General features: G+C 41.0%; 18 protein-coding genes and 1 pseudogene. 11 read left to right on the top strand and 8 right to left on the bottom strand.

Features of this window, described 5'->3' with window-relative positions; genetic code table 11:
• Window positions 1-68 precede the first annotated feature (68 nt).
• A pseudogene (locus tag VB740_RS06510) lies at window positions 69-584 on the bottom strand (NB-ARC domain-containing protein); the annotation flags it as partial.
• A 19-nt stretch (window positions 585-603) separates the two neighbouring features.
• Here VB740_RS06510 and VB740_RS06505 point away from each other — a divergent pair.
• The 7 genes from VB740_RS06505 to VB740_RS06475 are packed head-to-tail and all read left to right on the top strand — an operon-like array spanning window position 604 to window position 5,631.
• Complete coding sequence (locus tag VB740_RS06505; protein WP_323199232.1) at window positions 604-843, top strand: hypothetical protein; 240 nt, start codon at window positions 604-606, stop codon at window positions 841-843.
• Between the two features lie 55 nt (window positions 844-898).
• Window positions 899-1,738: an urease accessory protein UreD gene (locus VB740_RS06500; protein WP_323199231.1), complete on the top strand. Its 840-nt coding sequence runs from the start codon at window positions 899-901 to the stop codon at window positions 1,736-1,738.
• Window positions 1,739-1,777: 39 nt separating this feature from the next.
• Window positions 1,778-2,080, top strand: a complete 303-nt coding sequence (gene ureA, locus VB740_RS06495; protein ID WP_323199230.1) for an urease subunit gamma — start codon at window positions 1,778-1,780, stop codon at window positions 2,078-2,080.
• An 18-nt stretch (window positions 2,081-2,098) separates the two neighbouring features.
• Window positions 2,099-2,404, top strand: coding sequence for an urease subunit beta (locus tag VB740_RS06490; protein WP_323199229.1), 306 nt, complete (start codon window positions 2,099-2,101; stop codon window positions 2,402-2,404).
• An 8-nt stretch (window positions 2,405-2,412) separates the two neighbouring features.
• Entirely contained in the window at window positions 2,413-2,949 is a 537-nt protein-coding gene (locus VB740_RS06485; protein ID WP_323199228.1) for a DUF1349 domain-containing protein, read from the top strand.
• Window positions 2,950-2,958: 9 nt separating this feature from the next.
• Window positions 2,959-4,674, top strand: a complete 1,716-nt coding sequence (gene ureC, locus VB740_RS06480) for an urease subunit alpha (RefSeq protein ID WP_323199227.1) — start codon at window positions 2,959-2,961, stop codon at window positions 4,672-4,674.
• A 3-nt stretch (window positions 4,675-4,677) separates the two neighbouring features.
• Window positions 4,678-5,631 (top strand): transposase, encoded by a 954-nt coding sequence (locus tag VB740_RS06475; protein ID WP_323199226.1) that lies wholly within the window; start codon window positions 4,678-4,680, stop codon window positions 5,629-5,631.
• Between the two features lie 37 nt (window positions 5,632-5,668).
• Here VB740_RS06475 and VB740_RS06470 read toward each other — a convergent pair whose 3' ends face one another.
• Window positions 5,669-8,308, bottom strand: a complete 2,640-nt coding sequence (locus tag VB740_RS06470; protein ID WP_323199225.1) for an AAA-like domain-containing protein — start codon at window positions 8,306-8,308, stop codon at window positions 5,669-5,671.
• A gap of 5 nt (window positions 8,309-8,313) precedes the next feature.
• Window positions 8,314-9,936 carry an AAA-like domain-containing protein gene (locus VB740_RS06465; RefSeq protein WP_323199224.1) on the bottom strand — a complete coding sequence of 541 codons (1,623 nt, stop codon included), beginning with the start codon at window positions 9,934-9,936 and terminating at the stop codon, window positions 8,314-8,316.
• Between the two features lie 368 nt (window positions 9,937-10,304).
• Here VB740_RS06465 and VB740_RS06460 point away from each other — a divergent pair, with 368 nt between their 5' ends.
• Together VB740_RS06460 and VB740_RS06455 are read left to right on the top strand one after the other, a co-directional pair.
• The gene (locus tag VB740_RS06460; RefSeq protein ID WP_323199223.1) at window positions 10,305-11,444 is read left to right on the top strand and encodes a hybrid sensor histidine kinase/response regulator; all 1,140 of its coding nucleotides are present in this window, start codon (window positions 10,305-10,307) and stop codon (window positions 11,442-11,444) included.
• A 176-nt stretch (window positions 11,445-11,620) separates the two neighbouring features.
• On the top strand, window positions 11,621-13,003 hold the full coding sequence (locus VB740_RS06455; RefSeq protein ID WP_323199222.1) for an aldehyde dehydrogenase: 1,383 nt from the start codon (window positions 11,621-11,623) through the stop codon (window positions 13,001-13,003).
• 82 nt (window positions 13,004-13,085) lie between these two features.
• On the opposite strand, the gene VB740_RS06450 is transcribed toward VB740_RS06455, so the two are convergent.
• From VB740_RS06450 to VB740_RS06440, 3 genes are all read right to left on the bottom strand, one after another.
• On the bottom strand, window positions 13,086-13,691 hold the full coding sequence (locus VB740_RS06450; RefSeq protein ID WP_323199221.1) for a sulfite oxidase-like oxidoreductase: 606 nt from the start codon (window positions 13,689-13,691) through the stop codon (window positions 13,086-13,088).
• Between the two features lie 309 nt (window positions 13,692-14,000).
• Complete coding sequence (gene rpmF, locus VB740_RS06445) at window positions 14,001-14,174, bottom strand: 50S ribosomal protein L32 (RefSeq protein ID WP_012407602.1); 174 nt, start codon at window positions 14,172-14,174, stop codon at window positions 14,001-14,003.
• A 146-nt stretch (window positions 14,175-14,320) separates the two neighbouring features.
• Window positions 14,321-14,812 (bottom strand): hypothetical protein, encoded by a 492-nt coding sequence (locus tag VB740_RS06440; protein WP_323199220.1) that lies wholly within the window; start codon window positions 14,810-14,812, stop codon window positions 14,321-14,323.
• 199 nt (window positions 14,813-15,011) lie between these two features.
• Between VB740_RS06440 and VB740_RS06435 the strand changes: the two genes are divergently transcribed.
• Window positions 15,012-16,868, top strand: coding sequence for a caspase family protein (locus VB740_RS06435; protein WP_323199219.1), 1,857 nt, complete (start codon window positions 15,012-15,014; stop codon window positions 16,866-16,868).
• A 110-nt stretch (window positions 16,869-16,978) separates the two neighbouring features.
• Here the strand turns inward: VB740_RS06435 and VB740_RS06430 are convergent, their stop codons facing one another.
• Window positions 16,979-17,356 carry a Mo-dependent nitrogenase C-terminal domain-containing protein gene (locus tag VB740_RS06430; protein WP_323199218.1) on the bottom strand — a complete coding sequence of 126 codons (378 nt, stop codon included), beginning with the start codon at window positions 17,354-17,356 and terminating at the stop codon, window positions 16,979-16,981.
• A gap of 520 nt (window positions 17,357-17,876) precedes the next feature.
• Between VB740_RS06430 and VB740_RS06425 the strand changes: the two genes are divergently transcribed.
• Window positions 17,877-18,491: a hypothetical protein gene (locus VB740_RS06425; RefSeq protein WP_323199217.1), complete on the top strand. Its 615-nt coding sequence runs from the start codon at window positions 17,877-17,879 to the stop codon at window positions 18,489-18,491.
• A gap of 105 nt (window positions 18,492-18,596) precedes the next feature.
• On the opposite strand, the gene VB740_RS06420 is transcribed toward VB740_RS06425, so the two are convergent.
• Window positions 18,597-19,157, bottom strand: coding sequence for a Uma2 family endonuclease (locus VB740_RS06420; protein ID WP_323199216.1), 561 nt, complete (start codon window positions 19,155-19,157; stop codon window positions 18,597-18,599).
• Between the last annotated feature and the right edge of the window lie 64 nt (window positions 19,158-19,221).

Raw genomic sequence — 19,221 nt, 5'->3', positions numbered from 1 at the left:
TATTTTCAACCGACTCTGCATTTATATTATGCAGCTTAAATGCCGATTAGCTTATCCACTCAACAATGTCAGGAATGATTGACATGACCTTGAGCAGCGCAGTTGGAAATTTTTTCAACTTGCTTCGGAGCTTTTATTTCGGTGAATAGCTGAATCGATCGATTAAAATTCATTTGTCTGTCATCAGGCTTTGCCATCTTTTGATAAGTTAAACCTAATTGGAAATAAGCTTCAGCCAAGTCACACTTAGCACCTATTTTATCCAAAAGTTCGATAGCTTTTGTATGATGAGTAAGGGCTAATGCAAGTGCTTGTTGTCGATGGATTTCTGCTAAACCATTGAGTGTTTTTGCTTTTACTTGCATATAATGGCTTTCTTCAGCAAAAGTTAAAGCTTGCTGGAGTATTTGATTTGCCTGATAAAAGTCTCCTAAATTTACATAGGTTTGACCAAAAAGTTGCATCAAATAGACAAATCTTCCAGCCTGTTCTACCAGTTTTTCATTTGTAATATTTTGATAAGCTACATTTGCTAATGCAAATGAGGCATCACGTAAACCTAAATAAGAATACACCAAAGCTAAACCTGACTTTTGACGGGATGTGAAAAGTCAGCTTATTGATAGGTTTCAAGAACTATATCAGCGCTTTCGTGATGAAAGTGGTTTTATGGGAGCATCCAATTTCGGCGGATCTACTTTTTTAGATGAACCATATAGTAGAGTTTTCGGAGTATCAGAATTATGTTTCTTCCAAAAGTGGATGCTCCCGGTTTTATCTATATGGTCTATCGCACTAGCGTACACCTTGGCGAAAAACAATGATAAATTGCAAGTAAAGTAGCAGAGAATGCATTAAATAAATATAAGATATCTGAACTTTAATCTTGAATTTATAAATGACCTGCAATCTGCAAGCAACAGAAGGTTGGCATGGCAAACTTAATTTAGTCTATGCCGATCGCCAGGGTAAAACCCAATTAATTTACAATCACCAACAAGCGCCCCTGAAGGTACAACGCCCATTTTACCCAGAAGGGGAAAAAGTTTGTCATAGCGTCATTTTACACACGGCTGGGGGAATGGTGGGAGGCGATCGCTTATCCTCTAATATTCACCTCCAACCCCAAACCCAAGCCTTAATCACTACAGCTGCTGCAAGCAAAATATACCGCAGCAATGGCTTACAAGCTAGACAAACCATCCATATACAAGTTGACGCTGGTGCTTGTTTAGAGTGGTTGCCGCAAGAGACAATTTTATTTAACGACGCGATTTTTCGGCAAGATTTACGGGTAGAATTAGCAACCGGGGGCAGTTGGTTAGGCTGGGAAATTACCCGATTTGGTCGCAGTGCTAGGGGAGAGAAGTTCTTACAAGGGGAATGGCGATCGCACACCGAAATTTGGCAAGAAGGTATTCCTTTATGGATTGATCGGCAATGGTTACGGGGTAGCGAAGAAACCTTTCACAGTCCCCACAGTTTGGCTGGAAAACCAATAGTAGGTAGTCTAGTTTGGGTTGGTGGTGCAGTTTCAGGAGAAATTGTCGAAAAAACGCGAAATTTATGGGATGGGAAAGGAGAAGCGGGTGTTAGCCGATTACAACATGGATTATTGTGCCGATATCGCGGTGCTTCCACATCTGAAGCGAGAAACTGGTTTATTGATGTTTGGCAGATGCTGCGAGTTTCTTTCTTGAATCGTGGTAATTGTATACCAAGAGTGTGGCAGGTTTAAACTAACCGCAGAGGCGCAGAGAACACAGAGGAGGTAAGAATGCAACTTACGCCGCAGGAAAAAGATAAGCTATTAATTTTTACTGCTGCTCTATTAGCAGAAAGACGGAAAGGAAGGGGTTTAAAACTGAATTATCCCGAAGCGATCGCTTATATTTCTGCTGCCATTTTAGAAGGTGCAAGAGATGGGCAAACTGTAGCTGAATTAATGAGTTATGGTACAACTCTATTGACACGGGAGGATGTCATGGAAGGAATATCAGAAATGGTGCATGAAGTACAGGTAGAAGCGACTTTTCCTGATGGCACAAAGTTAGTGACAGTACATAATCCAATTCGTTAAGTTTGGAATGAATTTATTATGATTCCTGGGGAAATTATCACACCAGAAGGTGAAATTGAACTCAATGTTGGTCGTCCAACTATAAAATTGCAAGTGTCAAATACAGGCGATCGCCCCATACAAGTCGGTTCCCACTATCACTTTTATGAAGTTAACACCGCCTTAAATTTTGACAGAGAACAAGCGCGAGGAATGCGCCTCGATATCCCCGCAGGAACCGCAGTTCGCTTTGAACCAGGCGACGAAAAAGAAATCATATTAGTCCCCTTAGTCGGTACTCGCCAAGTCTACGGCTTCAACGCGAAAATTAACGGTTCTCTTTAGCTATGAAAATGGAATGGTACAATGAACCGCCTGTTTGGGAAGTGAAAGATGAAGCGATCGCTATCACTTCCGGCGCAAAAACAGATTTCTGGCGGGAAACTCACTACGGTTTTATTAGAGATAATGGTCACTTTTTTTATCAAAAGATTCAAGGTGACTTTATTGCTGAAGTGAAAATCAGCGGACAATATCAGGATTTATACGATCAAGCGGGCCTGATGGTACGTTTAGATGAGTTGAATTGGTTGAAATGTGGTATTGAATTTGTCAATGGCGTGCAACAAGTTAGCGCAGTCGTGACACGCAATTACTCAGATTGGTCTGTTATTCCAATGCCGCAAAATCCGTCTGCAATTTGGGTGCGTGTAACTCGACGCGGCACAGCAATAGAGGTGGAATACTCTTTGAATGGAACTGAATATACAATGCTGCGGCTCACTTATTTGACTCCAGCAGAAACAGTAAGTGTAGGTGTAATGTGTGCCTCACCTGAAGGGAATGGTTTCCAGATGAGGTTTGAAAAATTCCAAATTTGCAGTTTGTGAGGAACAGTTATGAGTTACAGAATGGATCGCCGCGCCTACGCCGAAACCTATGGCCCCACAGTAGGCGATCGCATCCGACTTGCAGATACAGAATTATTTATTGAAGTTGAACAAGATTTCACCACCTACGGCGACGAAGTTAAATTCGGCGGCGGTAAAGTCATCAGAGATGGTATGGGACAATCCCCAATTTCTAACGCCGATGGTGCTGTTGATTTAGTAATTACTAATGCCTTAATTCTCGATTGGTGGGGTATTGTCAAAGCAGATATCGGCATTAAAGATGGCAAGATTTTCAAAATTGGTAAAGCCGGAAATCCTTATATTCAAGACAATGTAGATATTATTATTGGCCCCGGAACTGAAGCCTTAGCCGGTGAAGGAATGATTCTCACTGCTGGCGGTATTGATGCCCATATTCATTTTATTTGCCCCCAACAGATTGAAGTGGCGATCGCTTCCGGTATTACGACTATGATCGGCGGCGGTACTGGCCCTGCCACAGGCACAAACGCCACTACCTGCACCCCCGGCCCTTGGAATATTTACCGAATGTTGCAAGCTGCTGATGCTTTTCCTGTCAACTTAGGATTTTTGGGCAAAGGTAACGCCAGCCAACCCCAAGGACTTGTAGAACAAGTAGCTGCCGGTGCAATGGGGTTAAAACTACATGAAGACTGGGGAACTACACCCGCAGCAATTGATACTTGCCTTAGCGTTGCCGATGAGTATGATGTGCAAGTAGCTATTCATACTGATACCCTGAACGAAGCCGGATTTGTCGAAGATACGATCGCTGCTTTCAAGAATCGTACTATCCACACCTACCATACCGAAGGCGCAGGTGGCGGACATGCACCAGATATCATCAAAGTTTGTAGCCAAGCCAATGTTCTCCCATCTTCAACTAATCCCACACGTCCTTACACTCTCAACACCTTGGATGAACACCTGGATATGTTGATGGTATGCCATCACCTTGATCCTGCGATCGCCGAAGATGTCGCTTTTGCCGAATCTCGCATCCGCCGAGAAACCATTGCGGCCGAAGATATTTTGCACGACTTAGGCGCATTCAGCATGATTTCTTCTGATTCCCAAGCAATGGGAAGGGTAGGCGAAGTGATAATTCGCACCTGGCAGACATCTCACAAAATGAAGGTGCAACGGGGAACTCTTAACCCAGAAGGAACAGAGCAAAAAGCAGACAATTTTAGAGCAAAAAGATATGTTGCTAAATATACTATAAATCCTGCGATCGCTCACGGAATTGCTGAATATGTGGGTTCAGTGGAAGAGGGAAAATTAGCAGATTTATGTTTGTGGCGTCCCGCGTTTTTTGGCGTGAAACCAGAAATAGTGATTAAAGGCGGCATGATTGCATGGGCGCAAATGGGCGATGCTAATGCCAGTATTCCCACACCACAACCAGTGTATATGCGATCTATGTTTGGTAGTTTTGCAGGGGCGCGTCATGCCACATCATTAACTTTTGTTTCCCAAGCAGCTTTAGAGAAAGAAATTCCTAGCCAGTTAGGTTTACAAAAAGCAGCAGTTGCCGTTTCTGGGACACGCCAATTGAGTAAGCGAGATATGAAGCTGAATGATGCACTACCCGACATTGAAGTAGATCCAGAAACATATCAAGTTAGGGCTGATGGAGAGTTGCTGATTTGTGAACCTGCGACAGTTTTACCAATGGCACAGAGGTACTTTTTGTTTTAATTCATGACCGAGCAACTTACTGATTACGATAGTCCTTGGAAAGAAGTTATTGAGCTATATTTTCCCCGCTTTTTAGAATTCTTTTTCACCCAAGCTTATGCCGAAATCGACTGGACGCGACCTTATGAATTTCTGGACACAGAACTGCAACAGCTAGAACCGGATGCAGAAATTGGGCGGCGTTTGGTCGATAAAGTTGCAAAAGTTTGGCTACTGGATGGAGAGGAAGCTTGGGTATTGGTTCATGTGGAAGTCCAAGGGCAATATGACAGCCAATTTGCCGAACGGATGTACACATATAATTACCGCTTGTTTGACCGCCATAAAAAGCGAGTCATTAGTTTAGCAGTTTTAGCAGATGAACAAGCGAATTGGCGACCTTCTAGCTACAGCTATCAACTGGGCGGATGTCGCGTCAGCTTAGAGTTTCCTGTGGCGAAACTGTTGGACTATGAGCAAGGGTGGGAAACCTTGGAGCAAACAACCAACCCCTTTGGTGTAATTGTGATGGCGCATCTCAAGACCAAGGCAACGCAACGAAACCCAGAAAATCGGCTACAGTGGAAACTAAGCCTAGTCAGATGGTTATATGAACGGGGATATAGCCGGGAAGATATTCGGGAATTATTTCGGTTTATCGACTGGATAATGGTTTTGCCAAAAGAGTTGGCACTTAGTTTTAAAACAGAAGTCAGAAGTTACGAGGAGGCAGATAGAATGCGGTACGTAACTAGTATTGAAAGGCTAGCAAAAGAAGAAGGAATTGTCGAAACTGCTAGAGAAAGCGTGATTGCAGTTATAGAAACGCGATTTGGAGAAGTGCCAAGCTCCATTGTCGAAGTTATCAATAGGATAGAAGAACCATCTGTGCTAAAAATGCTTCATAAAAGTGCGATCGCAATTCCTTCCACAGCAGAATTCCAGCAAGTTTTAGATAGTCTCACGCCTAGAAAATGAGCGATCGCTTATTTTGGAGTTACGATAAATTTCTTCGTTACTTAACTTGTTCAAATTTAAACAGACCATCGCTACCTCTAACTACTTTGACAAGAACAGGTTCTTGTTGGCGATCGCCTTTATCATCAAAATGGAGTGGATACCCTGAAGTTTCGGTTGATGAAAGATTAATAGATTTGAGATTTTGCAAAACAGTCTGGCGAGAGGGATTGTTAGACATAGATATAGCTTTGATAAAAGCCTGAGTTGCATCATAAGCTGTAGCTGTGCGCCAGCTAACCTGTCCTCCCCACATTCCCTTAGCTTCCTCTGCAAATTTTATTGAGTTTTGCTCTTGTGCAAACCAATCTACAGATATAACTAAACCTTCAAAAGCTTCTGATTTCAAAGTGTCTTGATTGTACAAAACATTTCCTCCTAGCAGAGGCAATTTTTTGCTTCCCTGAGCGCGGGCAATTGCAAGTGCCACAGGAGTTAACTCTGTATTCGGAAACAGAACAATTGCATCTGCATTTTTTTCCTTAATTTTTGAAATTTCGGTAGATGTATCGAGTGAAAGATTAGCCAAATTATAAGTATCTATAATTTCCCCATTCTTATATTTAAATAAATTTCCAAATTCTTCCTTTACGTTATTACTATAAATTTCATCAGGATTGTAGAAAATTACTACTCTTTTATAGCCCTGATTACTAGCAGCATAATCTGCTAACTTACCAGCATTTACTTCAGTAGAAAGTACTGTTCTAAAAAATACTCTGCTATTTAGTGAGGTACTTGTACTTCCTGGAGATATCATTGCTATACCAGCCCTTTCATACTGAGGTAGTGCTGCTGTACTATTTGGACTAGTATAATGTCCAATAACTCCTAGAATATTTGGATTTTTAATTATTTCTCCAGCAACTTTTTGAGCTTGAGTTTGAGCGCTGCTATCATTGGCAATTACTATATTTAAAAATCGCTGATTTACTCCACCTAAACTGTTAAAATTATCTTGTGCCTGTGCAACTCCTCGCAATAGTTCTTTAGAAATACCCGCTTCTTTATTAGTATCTGGTAAAACCACTGCCAGAGTTAGTGGATTGCCTTGTTGATATGCTTTAGCATTGTTGTAATAAATTCGCAACTCGGGATTATAAGGAAATGCTTGTCTAGCTCTTTTAAAATCATTAACAGCATCAGTATAATCTTCGTGTTTAAAAGCTTCAAAAGCCTGAGCAAGAATTGGATCTCCACCAAACAAAGTACGCTCACCTTGACTAAATGATTGCTCAAATGGCTGCTCAAACAATATTTGATTGGCTTGACTTTTAATATATGTATTAGTGGTGTTCAAAGATTGCAATACTACTACTGGAATCATTACCAGTAGTGGAGCCAGCAAGATAAAAGAACGCTGCTGACTTCGTATTTCCATTTCTTGGCTAGTATTTAAAAATTGATAATCATCAACAAGCAATTCTTTACCTTTTTGCCATTTTTGAGCCTCTTGTAATTTATGTCCACTTAACAACTGTGATTTATCCTGTCGATTAGAATTCATCCATGCTGCTAGTTCCTTCGTATAGGGACATAAATTCGTTAAAGTCTCATTAATCCATTTATGATCAAAAACAAACTCATAAATACGGTTATAAATTCTTAACTTTCCATTTTCCTTAACGACCAATCCTGACAGTCGTAATTCCATGTGTTCGGTACTATTATTATCTTCTCCAATTTCTCCATTTTTTAAAATTTGCTGATATAGTCCTAGCAATGACTCCGCATATTTATTGATGACAAACCGATTGCTTATTGTCCTCAAATGTTCCGGATCGTCCTGAAATTGCCAATTTTGGATAATACGCGATCGCACTAATTCCTCTACAGACAATCTTTGCTCATCATCTAAAATAAATTGACAAAGCTTTTGAGTAAGAAAAGGTTGTCCACCAGTCCATTCCAAAACCTCTTTTAGCTTTTCTTGGGGATTACTGACTTTACCTACTAATCCCTTAGCTAAAGGCTCGGCTTCATCTATATCAAAACCTTTGAGTTCAATTGCTTGACCAATATTAAAAGGTGTACGCTGTTTATCTTGAATCAAATCAGAGGGAGTTGCTACCCCTAATAGACAAAATGTGAGGCGTTTATATTCTGGTTTATCAGCACGTTGGTTATAACAGGCTCTAATCAAAGTGAAAAAATCCTCAGTTGAAAAATTGAGGCTGAGAACGCTATCAATTTCATCTACAAAAATGACAATTTTTTTATGAATAGAGGTTAGCATCTCCTCTTCAAGGAACTTCCCTAATCGCCGCAATGGAGGCAGTAATTTTTGCGCCTTCCACCAGTTTTCTAAATCAAAATTATCGTCTAGTTTTAGACTCCTAACCAGGCTGTCAATTACACCTGCATACCATTGATCGGGGGTAACATCCTGAGTGCCGATGGCGGTAATATCAATTTCAGCACAATCAATCCCCTCTTCCTGCAACCTTTGCATGGTTCTTACCCGCAAACTCGATTTACCCATCTGCCGCGAGTTCAGGACATAACAGAATTCACCCGCCCTCAACTTTTTGTATAAGTTGTCATCTGCCTGCCGCTTAACGTAGGTAGGGGAATCTGAAGGTAAAGTACCCCCAACTTGGTATTCGTAGTTTGGCAGGGGATCTAGCGAATTTGACATCAATACTACATCCCCAAGCGATCACGAAAATACAGGCGATACAAATCACATAATGGCTGAACAGAATTATTATGAGTATATTTTACTAGTCCCATATGCTGTAACTTAGACGCTTTGACTCGATCTATCAGGACAGCAGTATTTGTGGCTACTACTTGCTTCATGATCTCTAATAGTTGATGTTCCTGCAAAATTAACCAATGAAGACGCAAATGATCGCCGTATAAGCCTCCTTCAGTAGGCGCAATTTGCAATAGCTCGATTAACGTCAATCCGCATCTTGTCATTTCATGCAGTGCTTTCTTTACCAACCAAGGATGCCCACCCACCATGTCCATCAATTGAGTAGTTTGTTCTTCATTCCAATGAAGTTTAAGATGTTGTGCCAATTTTTGTACTTGTGCTTGATTTAACTGAGGTATGTCAATAGATTTACCCACGTTAAACGGTGATTTATTCCTATCTGTAGAAATGTAATCTTCTTTAGAATAGGCAATTACTAACTGTAGTTTTTTCCAAATAGGTCTAGTATGGGCTTTCTCATGCCAAGTTCGCAACAAAGGAAGAAAGTCACAAGCGATCGCTTGATGAGAAAAAAGTATATCAACGTTATCCAATCCCAAAATCAGGGAACTGCTGATTGCTGGTAAGAGATATCTTTCAAAGTAGTTGGTACAATTACTGTTAGCACTCAGCGCACCTCGCCAGTTTTCAGCTAGATTATGCGGTAGATTCAATTCTTCAGCTATGCTGCCACAAAACCAGTGCAAGAAACGTTCTAGAGTATTGAATATTTCTTTTTCTGGCTCTTGAAAGTCTATTCGCACTACTTGATAGCCTTGCTGAATCCCATAATCCAAAATCTGGTTTATTAAGTAGGTTTTGCCCCATTGCAAAGGAGCTTTCACCCGAATTAATGCCCCTGGCTTCTTCACTTCTTTGTAACAATTAGAATAAAAAACTTGATCGAAAAACGGAAATTCCAGTTCTGGGGATAGTTCTGGATCTAACAAACCGTTCAAATCAGACGAATTTTCAGCTAAATTCACCTGTCCATCAGGGAATACTGGTTCTGTCACTGGCAAAAGAGGATAAGCAGATGAGGCGATGGGGGAAAATAATTTTTCGTCTCCCAATTCCCCACTCTCCCACTCTGCCAATCTTTCTACATCACCGATTGCCACTAAACTAAAAATTTCCTGTAAAATTCTGTGAGTATCGGCAGCCGACTTCCACTCTCGCTGCTGAATCTGTTGTAAATAGCCCCGCAAATCATAATTCAGTGGCGTACTCCAAGGAAGGTTGACGCGAATGGGCAAAATCACTGGCTTATGCCGATCGCTGCTATCCCGTAACTCTTTAGCCTGTCTCACCTCTTCTGTCACCATCTCGCTAGTTGCCGATCGCTCGGACAACAGTAACAAAAAGTAATCACACAGTTTTAATTCTTCATCAATGCGCTGAGGCCATTTTTCCCCCAAGCGAATACTCTCGCCCGCCATGAATGCTTCGTGTCCAGCAGCTTTAATAGCTTCATAAAAATCCTTGGCAAGGCTCAAGTCTGGATCTTGGCTGCGGTAGCTAATGAAAAATCTAGCGCTTTGGCTGGGTGCTGGCAAAGTTAGCATAGTCGGATGAATATCCAGAAATTTTGACGAATTTGGCTATATTATTGCAATTTACGGAATAGAAGCTAATTTTTGCTTTTTTCTAAACAACTTACTGATAGCCGATACCCGACCTACTGATACATTTCGTAACTAAAATCTTGCCGCCATCTTCTGTATTCAGTTCTAGAAATTTACGAGCCATAATTCAATTAGCTTGTAGCTATCTGCTAAAAAGGTAAGTAAAGTAGTTTTTAAAACACATTTATATAAATTTATTGGTAAACAATTTTTTTCGGAGGGAGTTTACCTAAAAGTACTATCTAAAAAACTATACCAATAAACCAGTTTCCCTAAAAATTTACTTTTACCCCGTAGCTAGCATCTGTATGACTTCACAATCTTCTCGCTCTGACAAAATTTTAGTTGTCGATGACTCTCCTGATAACGTGTTTTTGATCAAAACTATTTTGGAGGAAGAAGGTTACACGATTAGCACCGCAGAAAATGGGATTTCGGCCTTGGAAGAATTGAAAGCTTCTCCTTGTGACTTGGTTCTACTGGATCTAATGATGCCAGGTATGGACGGGTACGAAGTCACCAAGCACATTCGTGGAGAGATGAAATTGCCGCAGTATATCCCCATATTGCTGATCACTGCCCATGATGCGCCCAATGTCGCCCACGGATTAGACTTAGGTGCTGATGATTTTATCCGCAAACCTGTAACAGTAGATGAATTGCTGGCACGAGTGCGATCGCTCCTGCGTTTGAAGCATAGTATGGATGAACGTGATGAAATTGCCCGTCAGCGAGAAGATTTTGTCTCCCGCCTCACCCATGACTTACGCACTCCCTTGGTAGCGGCCGATCGCATGTTAATGCTATTTCAACAAGGTGCATTGGGAACATTATCACCGCAAATGCAGGAAGTAATCGCCATCATGGCCCGTAGTAATATGAACCTGCTTACTATGGTCAATACCTTATTGGAAGTTTATCGCTTTGAAGCTGGTCGCAAAAGTTTGGCATTTCAACCAGTAAATCTGAAACAACTGCTAGAAGAAGTGATGGGAGAATTATCACCTCTAGCTCAAGACAAAGCACTGTCCCTAAATTTGGATTTTACTGAAGAGTCAAATACAGTGATGGGCGATCGCTTGGAACTGCATCGTCTATTCACCAATCTCATAGGCAATGCAATCAAATTTACCAACTCTGGATCTATTACTATTCGTTTTACTTCTCAACGCCAGTTCGACAACAGTAGTCAATCTCAGTTATCTGGGAAATCCAATTCTGGTGATTACATTAGAATTGAGATAGCGGATACTGGTTCAGGTATTCCCCCTGAAGAACAAGCTACTATCTTTGAACGATTTCGCCAAGGCAGCCACAAAACTTCTGGTAGTGGCTTAGGATTGTACCTTGCTCGTCGAATTGTCGAGGCACATCAAGGCATAATTCTCCTTAATTCTGAGTTGGGTAAAGGTAGTGTATTTATTGTGCTTCTACCCAGCAAAACATGAAAAAATTAGTAATTATAAATTATGAATTTTAGAGTTATTTACCCTGATAATTTATAATTTATAAACTTAATAATATTTACTTTTGGCTAAATATTCCAATGTGAAAATAGAACAATAAAAATATGCTTATTTAGCAGCACTAACATTAAATAAACAGTTTTTTAGAGGACAAACAAATGATTACCACTGAATTATCTAACGTTGGCGAAATTATCCAGAATCAGCGAGAGGTTTTTCAAACGGGCAAAACTAAAGATATCACTTTTCGCATTGAGCAACTTAAAATTCTCAAGCAAGCAATTATTGAGCATGAACAAGCAATAGTTGAGGCATTACAAGCAGATTTACATAAACCAGAAGTGGAGACTTATATTACAGAAATCAGCGTAGTTAAGGAAATTGATTATGTTATAAAACATCTTCAAAACTGGAGTAAGCCAAAAAAAGCATCTGTTTCTTGGGACTTTTTTTCCTACTCAGCGAGAATTTATCCAGAACCGTTGGGGGTTGTGTTAATTATCGGCCCTTGGAACTATCCATTTCAGTTAATTATCTCACCGTTAGTAGGTGCGATCGCAGCCGGGAATTGTGCAATTATTAAACCTTCAGAAATTGCCTCTCACACGTCTGATGTGATTGCTAAGATTATTACCAAACATTTTGACCCTGCTTATATTGCAGTCATTGAAGGAGGAGTGGAAGCAAGTCAAAAACTACTTGCAGAAAAGTTTGACCATATCTTTTTTACCGGTGGTACAGCCGTCGGCAAAATCGTTATGGCAGCAGCGGCAAAATATCTCACACCAGTAACTTTAGAACTGGGTGGAAAAAGTCCTTGTATCGTAGATACTGAGATTAATATTGAACACACTGTCAGACGAATTACTTGGGGCAAATTTATTAATGCTGGACAAACTTGTATCGCCCCTGATTATCTTCTAGTTAATAAAAAAATCAAAAAAGATTTAATAGATGGTCTGGAAAAATCTTTAAAAGAATTTTATGGGAATAATCCTATAAACAGTCCTGATTATGCCAGAATTATCAGTCAAAAACACTTTGATAGATTGGTGAATTTTCTCAAAGATGGTGAAGTTATCATCGGTGGAGAGAATCAACCTTCAGAGCGTTATATCGCTCCCACGGTGATTGATAATGTCTCTTTGGAAGATTCTGTAATGCAGGAAGAAATTTTTGGTCCTATTTTACCCATCATTGAATATACTGACATTGCAGAAGCGATCGCCTTGATTACCTCTAGACCTAAACCCTTGGCGTTATACTTATTTTCTCAAGACAAAAATCTACAAAAGCGAGTTTTGCAAGAAACTTCCTCTGGTGGAGTCTGTATCAATGACACAGTGATGCAGGTTGGTGTCTCGTCTTTACCATTTGGTGGAGTAGGAGATAGCGGTATTGGCAACTATCACGGCAAAGCTAGTTTTGACACCTTTTCCCATAACAAAAGTGTATTGCAAAACTCATTCTGGTTTGATTTGAAATGGCGATACGCTCCCTATGAAGGCAAATTGCCACTCATAAAGAAACTTCTGGGATAAAAGTTATGAGTTAAGAGTGAGGAGTAAAAATCCATAACTCCTAACTCTGCCAATTTTAGATTTTGAATATTGGATTCAAAATCTAAACTGCAAAAGCGTTGCTGTAACGTTCCTCAGCCCAAGGTTCACCACGGCGATGGTAGCCATTGCGCTCCCAAAAACCAAGTTCTTCACCAGCTAAAAATTCTAAACCATTAATCCACTTAGCACTTTTCCAAGCGTAGAGGTGGGGAACTATTAGCCGCATCGGGCCACCATGTTCAGATGGAAGGTCTTCACCAAAGACTTTAAAGGCAAAGAAGTTTTCTTCGCGCATAAAATCTTCTACAGAAATATTGGTAGTGTAGCCGCCATAGCAATGTTCCATGATGTGGGCTACTTTGGGGTCTAACTCAATCAGACCCATGAAATCCATCAGTTTAATGCCAGTCCATTTGACATCGAGTTTAGACCAGCGCGTTACACAATGGAAATCTGCTGTGAATTCCTGTTGAGGTAACGCCATAAAGTCTGACCAACTAAAGGCAGCGGGTTTTGCTAAACCCCAAACTTTAAATTCCCATTCTTCAATGCTAACTTGGGGAGTTGCACCATAAGTTAATACAGGGAAACCTTTAGCTAAGTGTTGACCAGGAGGAACGCGTTCCCCTTCTTCCTTCCCTGGCTTCTGAAAAAATTTTCCTAGCATAGTTGGAGAAAAATAAGTTTTCTCAAGGTGTATACAAGTTTTTTTGTGGAGTTGCCAATAGCACCGGATGTTTTATTCTTTATATGATTACTTGATCATTATTCGTGAATGATAGGTAATGGGTAATGGATTTTCCCAATTACTCACTACCAATTTTCTTTCGATCTAATGAGCTTATGTAGAGTGTCTATGATTCATAATGCAATCAGGAAAGCTAAGAAAAAGCGTTTATCCAGTAGTGAGAAGCTTGATTGGTAAACTCACCAATCAAATCTATCGGTGCTGTTCATGCTTTTCCTGACTGGGAAATTATGATTCTTCTTCCTCTTCTTCAGCAGTTGGATATACAAATGTAGAGCGTCCAGTCAAAATCGACTTGCCCAGAGAGAGGGCTTTCTGAGCTTCGACGACAGCTTTGTGTCTCCAGGTAGCTCGACGTTTATCTCGTTTTGATTTGGAAGTTTTCTTCTTAGGAACAGCCATGTCAGCAGATATCGCGATTCTTGACAACCTTCTTATTCTAGGCCATCCACTGACGTCAAGGACAAAAGTTGAGTCAGGAATTATGTAAGAAGTTCTAAGCCAAGGAACCTTGGCTTAGAACTTATCTCTGTATCTAGCTCAATATGTCATTTTTGAGTTGGCACACTACTAGCTGTTGGAACTGGATTAGAGCTATTTTCAAAGAAAAGTAGCGATCGCGCAGTTTTGAAGTAAGTTGCCCAATTTTGAGCATCGGGACGCGATCGCCATTGGGGACGACTGACATCTAATGTCAAGACTGGTGCGATCGCTCCATAATTTTGTACGGACACAATGATTGAAACATCTGTCACCAAGATATCTTGATCAAAACTGCGTTGAGCAGCTGCTCTAGCGGCTGCTTCCGCTCTTCTGAGAACGGTTTCGTAGTTTTCGTCTGGCAGGCGGTCAATAGCTAGATCAACTCTAGCGGTGTAAGCTCGCACAACCTGAGGTGCGATCGTTTCCGTTAAAAACCACGCAGGAACGGTAGATATGAGCAAAATTACTAAAGGAACTATCCGGATTCTTCTGGCAATTTGGCTAATAACTGAAAAGGGAGTGATCGATGATGGTAGGTGAGCAGAAATTTTGCTCATGACCTTCTGTCTCCTTAGTAATGATCTGTTATTGAAATTAGGTGAAAGTATTTTCCGGTCAATTAACGTAATAAAAATTACATTCTAACTTAAGATTCGATCAGAATCACCTAGACTATAAGACATAGGTTAGCTTTGTTTTTTTGGCAAAGCCAACCGCAATTTTAAGACCAGCAAACAATAACTGACAAAGAGCGGGATGGCAAATTACTGGGCGATCGCGATTGGCATCAATCAATATCAGTTATTTCAACCTTTAAGTTGTGCCCAAGCAGATGCTGAGGCATTAGAAGATTTCTTGGTAACAGAGGCAGGTTTTCTCCCCGAACACTGTCTAGTCATGACAGATACCTCGCCGCCGATTGGAGATAGATCAACTTATCCCACTAAAGAGAATATTCTGCTGTTGCTTGAGGATTTAGCAGCCACAAGTTGGCAACCAGAAGATTATCTGTGGTTATTTTTTAGCGGTTATGGGGTCAACTACAAGGGCAAAGATTACTTAATGCCAGCCGAAGGCAACCCCGAACTCGTGCAAGAGACTGGCATAGAATTGCGATCGCTAATGCAAAGTCTGCAACTTGCTGACCTCAATGTATTGCTACTACTCGATATTAACCGTGCTTTTGGCACCCAAGCAGATGCTCCCGTTGGCGAAGAAACCATAGAATTAGCCCAAGAACTACAACTGGCGACAATTCTTTCTTGCCAACCAGAGCAATTTTCCCATGAGAGTAGCGAACTAGGTCACGGATTCTTTACAGCAGCTTTGTTAGAAGCTTTGCGTTCTGGTAATGGCAGTAATTTAGCAGATTTAGAAAGCTACCTAAGTCTGCTCATGCCAAAATTATGTCACCACCATTGGCGTCCTGTTCAAAATCCTGCCACACTCATCCCATCAAGGCAGCAAGTAATTTTGCCACAATTGGCAATGGAAAGTCACTTTCAACCAGAAGCGGTGATTTATCCTGAAGAATCTTTTGCTATTGCCCGTGCGGCTCCTCCCCTTGACGATTACCCTACAACTTCAGCAAATCGGGGCAGATGGGGAGAAGCTAGTGTGAACTCTTCCCAGCAGCTAAAGAGCCACAAGGGCGAGAAGTCTAAAGGTCAAAAAGTTCAGGAGTCGGCTAGCGGCTTAGCTTCGCAACCAATGCCGGAAACTTCTTTAGGAGTGAATTCCGGGGGAAGATTTATCCCCAATTCCTCTAAAGGCTACGTCTCTCGATTACCATCGAATCAACCAACCATTCCTTTTTGGAAACAGTTTATCTTGTGGGGCGGAGGCAGCTTGTTGGTTGCAGGTCTAATCGCTGTAGTTTTTCTTCGTAATCAAGAAACTTTTAGAATTAAGCAAATATCAAGCACATTACCCAATGTTAACCAGAATTTGCCAACCCGCACTCCGCCAGTTAGGCTTAAAAACCAATCTAGCGCCCAAATAACTTCTAGTTCCGAGTCGAAAAAGCGGAATCAAGCAGTATTAGACCTAGCCAAAATGTCGCTCAGACAAACTCAGGCTAGCGATTTGAGCATGGCGATCGCTACAGCCCGGAAAATTAAACCCGGTGAACCGCTGTACGAACAAGCTCAGGAGAATATTAAGATTTGGAGCCAAATGATTTTAGATTTAGCAGAGGGTCGTGCTAAACAAAGACAGTATGCAAGCGCTATTGCTGCCGCTCGATTAATTACCAAAGATGAAGCCCCCTATGCCAAAGCACAAGCAGCAATGAACCTATGGCGGCTAGAGGGCAAGCAGTATGTAAGTAACAAAACTCTGTTAGATGCAGCTAATGCCTTAATTAAGCCTGGACAGGCATCTACCTATAATCGTGCGATCGAAGTTGCTAAGAAAGTACCGCCAGGTCAACCAGGCTTTGATAGTGCCCAAAAGTCGATCAATAAATGGAGTGAGAAAATTTTAGACCTGGCCAAGCGTCGCGCCGCCCAAGGAGAACGCAATGCCGCAATTGCGACAGCTGCTTTAGTGCCAGAGGAGACAGCCGCTTATGAAGATGCTCAGGATGCCATTCAAAAATGGCAAAAGAAATAGTAAAAAAATAGTAAAAAATAGTTAGGAGTTAGGAATTAAGAGTTATATTATTGATCCCCGACCTGTTACTCCTGACTCCTAACTTTTTCCTCAGCGTTCATATCTCAGTATTAGCAGTACTGCGATACATCTTCGCCACATTCGTCGGCTAGATAGCACAAGGCTCGGAAACGTAAACCAACCACTTCTTCGTATAAGGGGTTGAGCTTACACATGGGTGGGATGTGAAACAGTGTTTTCCCAAATAATTTGACATCGCGCTCAAAGGGGCACTGAGACGGAATCAGTTTGCACAAACGATGAGCTAGTTGGCGATCGCGGACTTGAATGTTTTCTAATCGTTGCCGTAGGGGTTGGAGAATATCCCAGTAAGGCTTGGAAACAGAATGGTTTAGCTGGGTTGCTTTATGGTCAGTAGTCTCTGCTTGATTGATTGATACCCAGCTAGCCAGAAAAATCTTTTTGGTGGTATTGTCGAATACCTTCATGGTTAATCCTCTGTGTTATTGAGGTTATTCATCTTTTGGATGAATATATACAACGTGGCAACGAACTTTCCCGGAAAAATCGCGTTCTGACTGCGATATAATGTAATACCTGATTAGCCACTTAAGTCAGAACCTACTTTATTACTACGTCAAGTTAATCGCAAATTTCCGGGGATCGGTAGTGTAATATTACGATCTTGTTCATAACTTGACACAGTTTAAATTTTAATAAAGACATCCATCATTGGATAGGTTTTAGTGTAACATTTACAATCCTTAATATAAGGTCTTTGTAAAAGAATTTTTGCTAAGTATAAACATCAATAATATTCTAGAAGGCTTTTTTCCTCTCCGTGTTCCCACTTTCTCACGTAAGTGTGTCTTGTTCATCGCTGGCTGAATGCCGTACAAGCACTGATTTTTGATCGATTAGCATCGATTCCATTTCACAAAACTTAGATTGGCAGTGGCAATTTGAGAGTGATATAGTCTGAAGCGTTAAAATCAGGTGAGCTTACTTATGGGTGTTTCTGTACTCTACAGCGCAATTCCTCCTTCCAGTACGCTGTACGCACGCCTTCAAAGTCAAAAGGCACTCAGCATCCTTGTAGTTTCTCTTTTCCCTTATGGTTGTGGCATTTTCCGCTTTTTTGAGATTGATGCTGAAGAGATTAATGAAATCCTTGAAGATGTTATCGAAACACACCAAGAGACTTTTGGATCTGAGCTAGAAGCAGATCGGGTAATTGCTGAATTGCGGTCTGAGTTAAGGCTTACTCGTAAAGCCTATCCAGGGATTGAAGATAGAACAGCATTACTAGAAAAAACATCTGTTGAGATCGGGGAACGTTTGTTGCAGGAGCTATCGAGAAGAAAGTTTGCGAATGCCGATGAGATTGTTGAAAAGCTCATGTTTGGAGATCGAACTCTTGCTCCAACTCTGTTATCAACAGAAGAGTCATTGGGACTTATATCTTATGAGCTAGTCAATGAAGGAGCCAGCATTTTGCGACAGATCGATGCTGAAACACTGTTTGCAAGAGATGAATCGTGTTTTGAAGACTTCGAGAGGTGGAGAAATTTGTATCTTTCAGCAGCCGAGAAAAATGAGGAGATATTGGTTGCAGTTGCTTGAGGCGACAGCAATCTAACAAGTTAGATCGCCCTACCGAGTTGAACATTGCAAAAAGGCGATCGCAACCAGTATTTTTTTGATTTCACGCAAAGGAACCAAAGAACCTTAAGCTGAAAATACTTGCTGGGCTGTCAGGGTTAATTCTGGGAAAGTTTGAGAAATAACCCGTTGGTCTTCGATAAACATAGTTTGCTTGTAACTGCTCTGATTTAGCAAACACACAGTTATTTTATTTTCCAGAGGATCGACAATCCAATACTCGACCACACCAATAGCTGCATACTCAGAGGTTTTTTGATTATAGTCCCGCTCAATAGATTCAGGACTTACCACTTCAACTAAAAGGGGTGGAGCAGTTTTAAGGATAGCCGAAGTACTCTCAATACTTTTTGCCTGTTCGTTGGTAATCACACAAATATCAGGTCTTCTAAGTTGTTGATTGGTCAGCACCTCTGTACCGTTAGGGCGCGGTTGTAAAGGCAGTCCAAATTTTTGAATTTCTAAAAAAAAGCGAACTAACAGTAAAGTGATAATCGCCTCATGCTTACCAGTACCAGGAGGCATTTCTAGAAGCACCCCATCCTCAAGTTCATAGCGCTTGTCTGTGCCATCATCAAAATTGATGTATTCCTCAAGAGTACTAATTTTTATTGGTGTTTTAGTCATAGCGATCGCCTCCAAGAACTATAGGCAAGTACTATTTACTGTGGGTTCTATACCTATAGTAAAA

Origin of the sequence: Nostoc sp. UHCC 0251 (assembly GCF_034932245.1) — a bacterium.
GTDB lineage: Bacteria > Cyanobacteriota > Cyanobacteriia > Cyanobacteriales > Nostocaceae > Nostoc.
This window is presented reverse-complemented; position numbering and strand designations above follow the sequence as displayed.

Coding starts and splice junctions, on each gene's coding strand:
- VB740_RS06485 (WP_323199228.1), top strand. CDS start 2,413: ATGGAATGGTACAATGAACCGCCTGTTTGGGAAGTGAAAGATGAAGCG.
- VB740_RS06435 (WP_323199219.1), top strand. CDS start 15,012: ATGGCAAATTACTGGGCGATCGCGATTGGCATCAATCAATATCAGTTA.
- ureC (WP_323199227.1), top strand. CDS start 2,959: ATGAGTTACAGAATGGATCGCCGCGCCTACGCCGAAACCTATGGCCCC.
- VB740_RS06465 (WP_323199224.1), bottom strand. CDS start 9,936: ATGCTAACTTTGCCAGCACCCAGCCAAAGCGCTAGATTTTTCATTAGC.
- VB740_RS06490 (WP_323199229.1), top strand. CDS start 2,099: ATGATTCCTGGGGAAATTATCACACCAGAAGGTGAAATTGAACTCAAT.
- VB740_RS06460 (WP_323199223.1), top strand. CDS start 10,305: ATGACTTCACAATCTTCTCGCTCTGACAAAATTTTAGTTGTCGATGAC.
- VB740_RS06440 (WP_323199220.1), bottom strand. CDS start 14,812: ATGAGCAAAATTTCTGCTCACCTACCATCATCGATCACTCCCTTTTCA.
- VB740_RS06455 (WP_323199222.1), top strand. CDS start 11,621: ATGATTACCACTGAATTATCTAACGTTGGCGAAATTATCCAGAATCAG.
- VB740_RS06475 (WP_323199226.1), top strand. CDS start 4,678: ATGACCGAGCAACTTACTGATTACGATAGTCCTTGGAAAGAAGTTATT.
- VB740_RS06420 (WP_323199216.1), bottom strand. CDS start 19,157: ATGACTAAAACACCAATAAAAATTAGTACTCTTGAGGAATACATCAAT.
- rpmF (WP_012407602.1), bottom strand. CDS start 14,174: ATGGCTGTTCCTAAGAAGAAAACTTCCAAATCAAAACGAGATAAACGT.
- VB740_RS06450 (WP_323199221.1), bottom strand. CDS start 13,691: ATGCTAGGAAAATTTTTTCAGAAGCCAGGGAAGGAAGAAGGGGAACGC.
- VB740_RS06425 (WP_323199217.1), top strand. CDS start 17,877: ATGGGTGTTTCTGTACTCTACAGCGCAATTCCTCCTTCCAGTACGCTG.
- VB740_RS06500 (WP_323199231.1), top strand. CDS start 899: ATGACCTGCAATCTGCAAGCAACAGAAGGTTGGCATGGCAAACTTAAT.
- VB740_RS06470 (WP_323199225.1), bottom strand. CDS start 8,308: ATGTCAAATTCGCTAGATCCCCTGCCAAACTACGAATACCAAGTTGGG.
- ureA (WP_323199230.1), top strand. CDS start 1,778: ATGCAACTTACGCCGCAGGAAAAAGATAAGCTATTAATTTTTACTGCT.
- VB740_RS06430 (WP_323199218.1), bottom strand. CDS start 17,356: ATGAAGGTATTCGACAATACCACCAAAAAGATTTTTCTGGCTAGCTGG.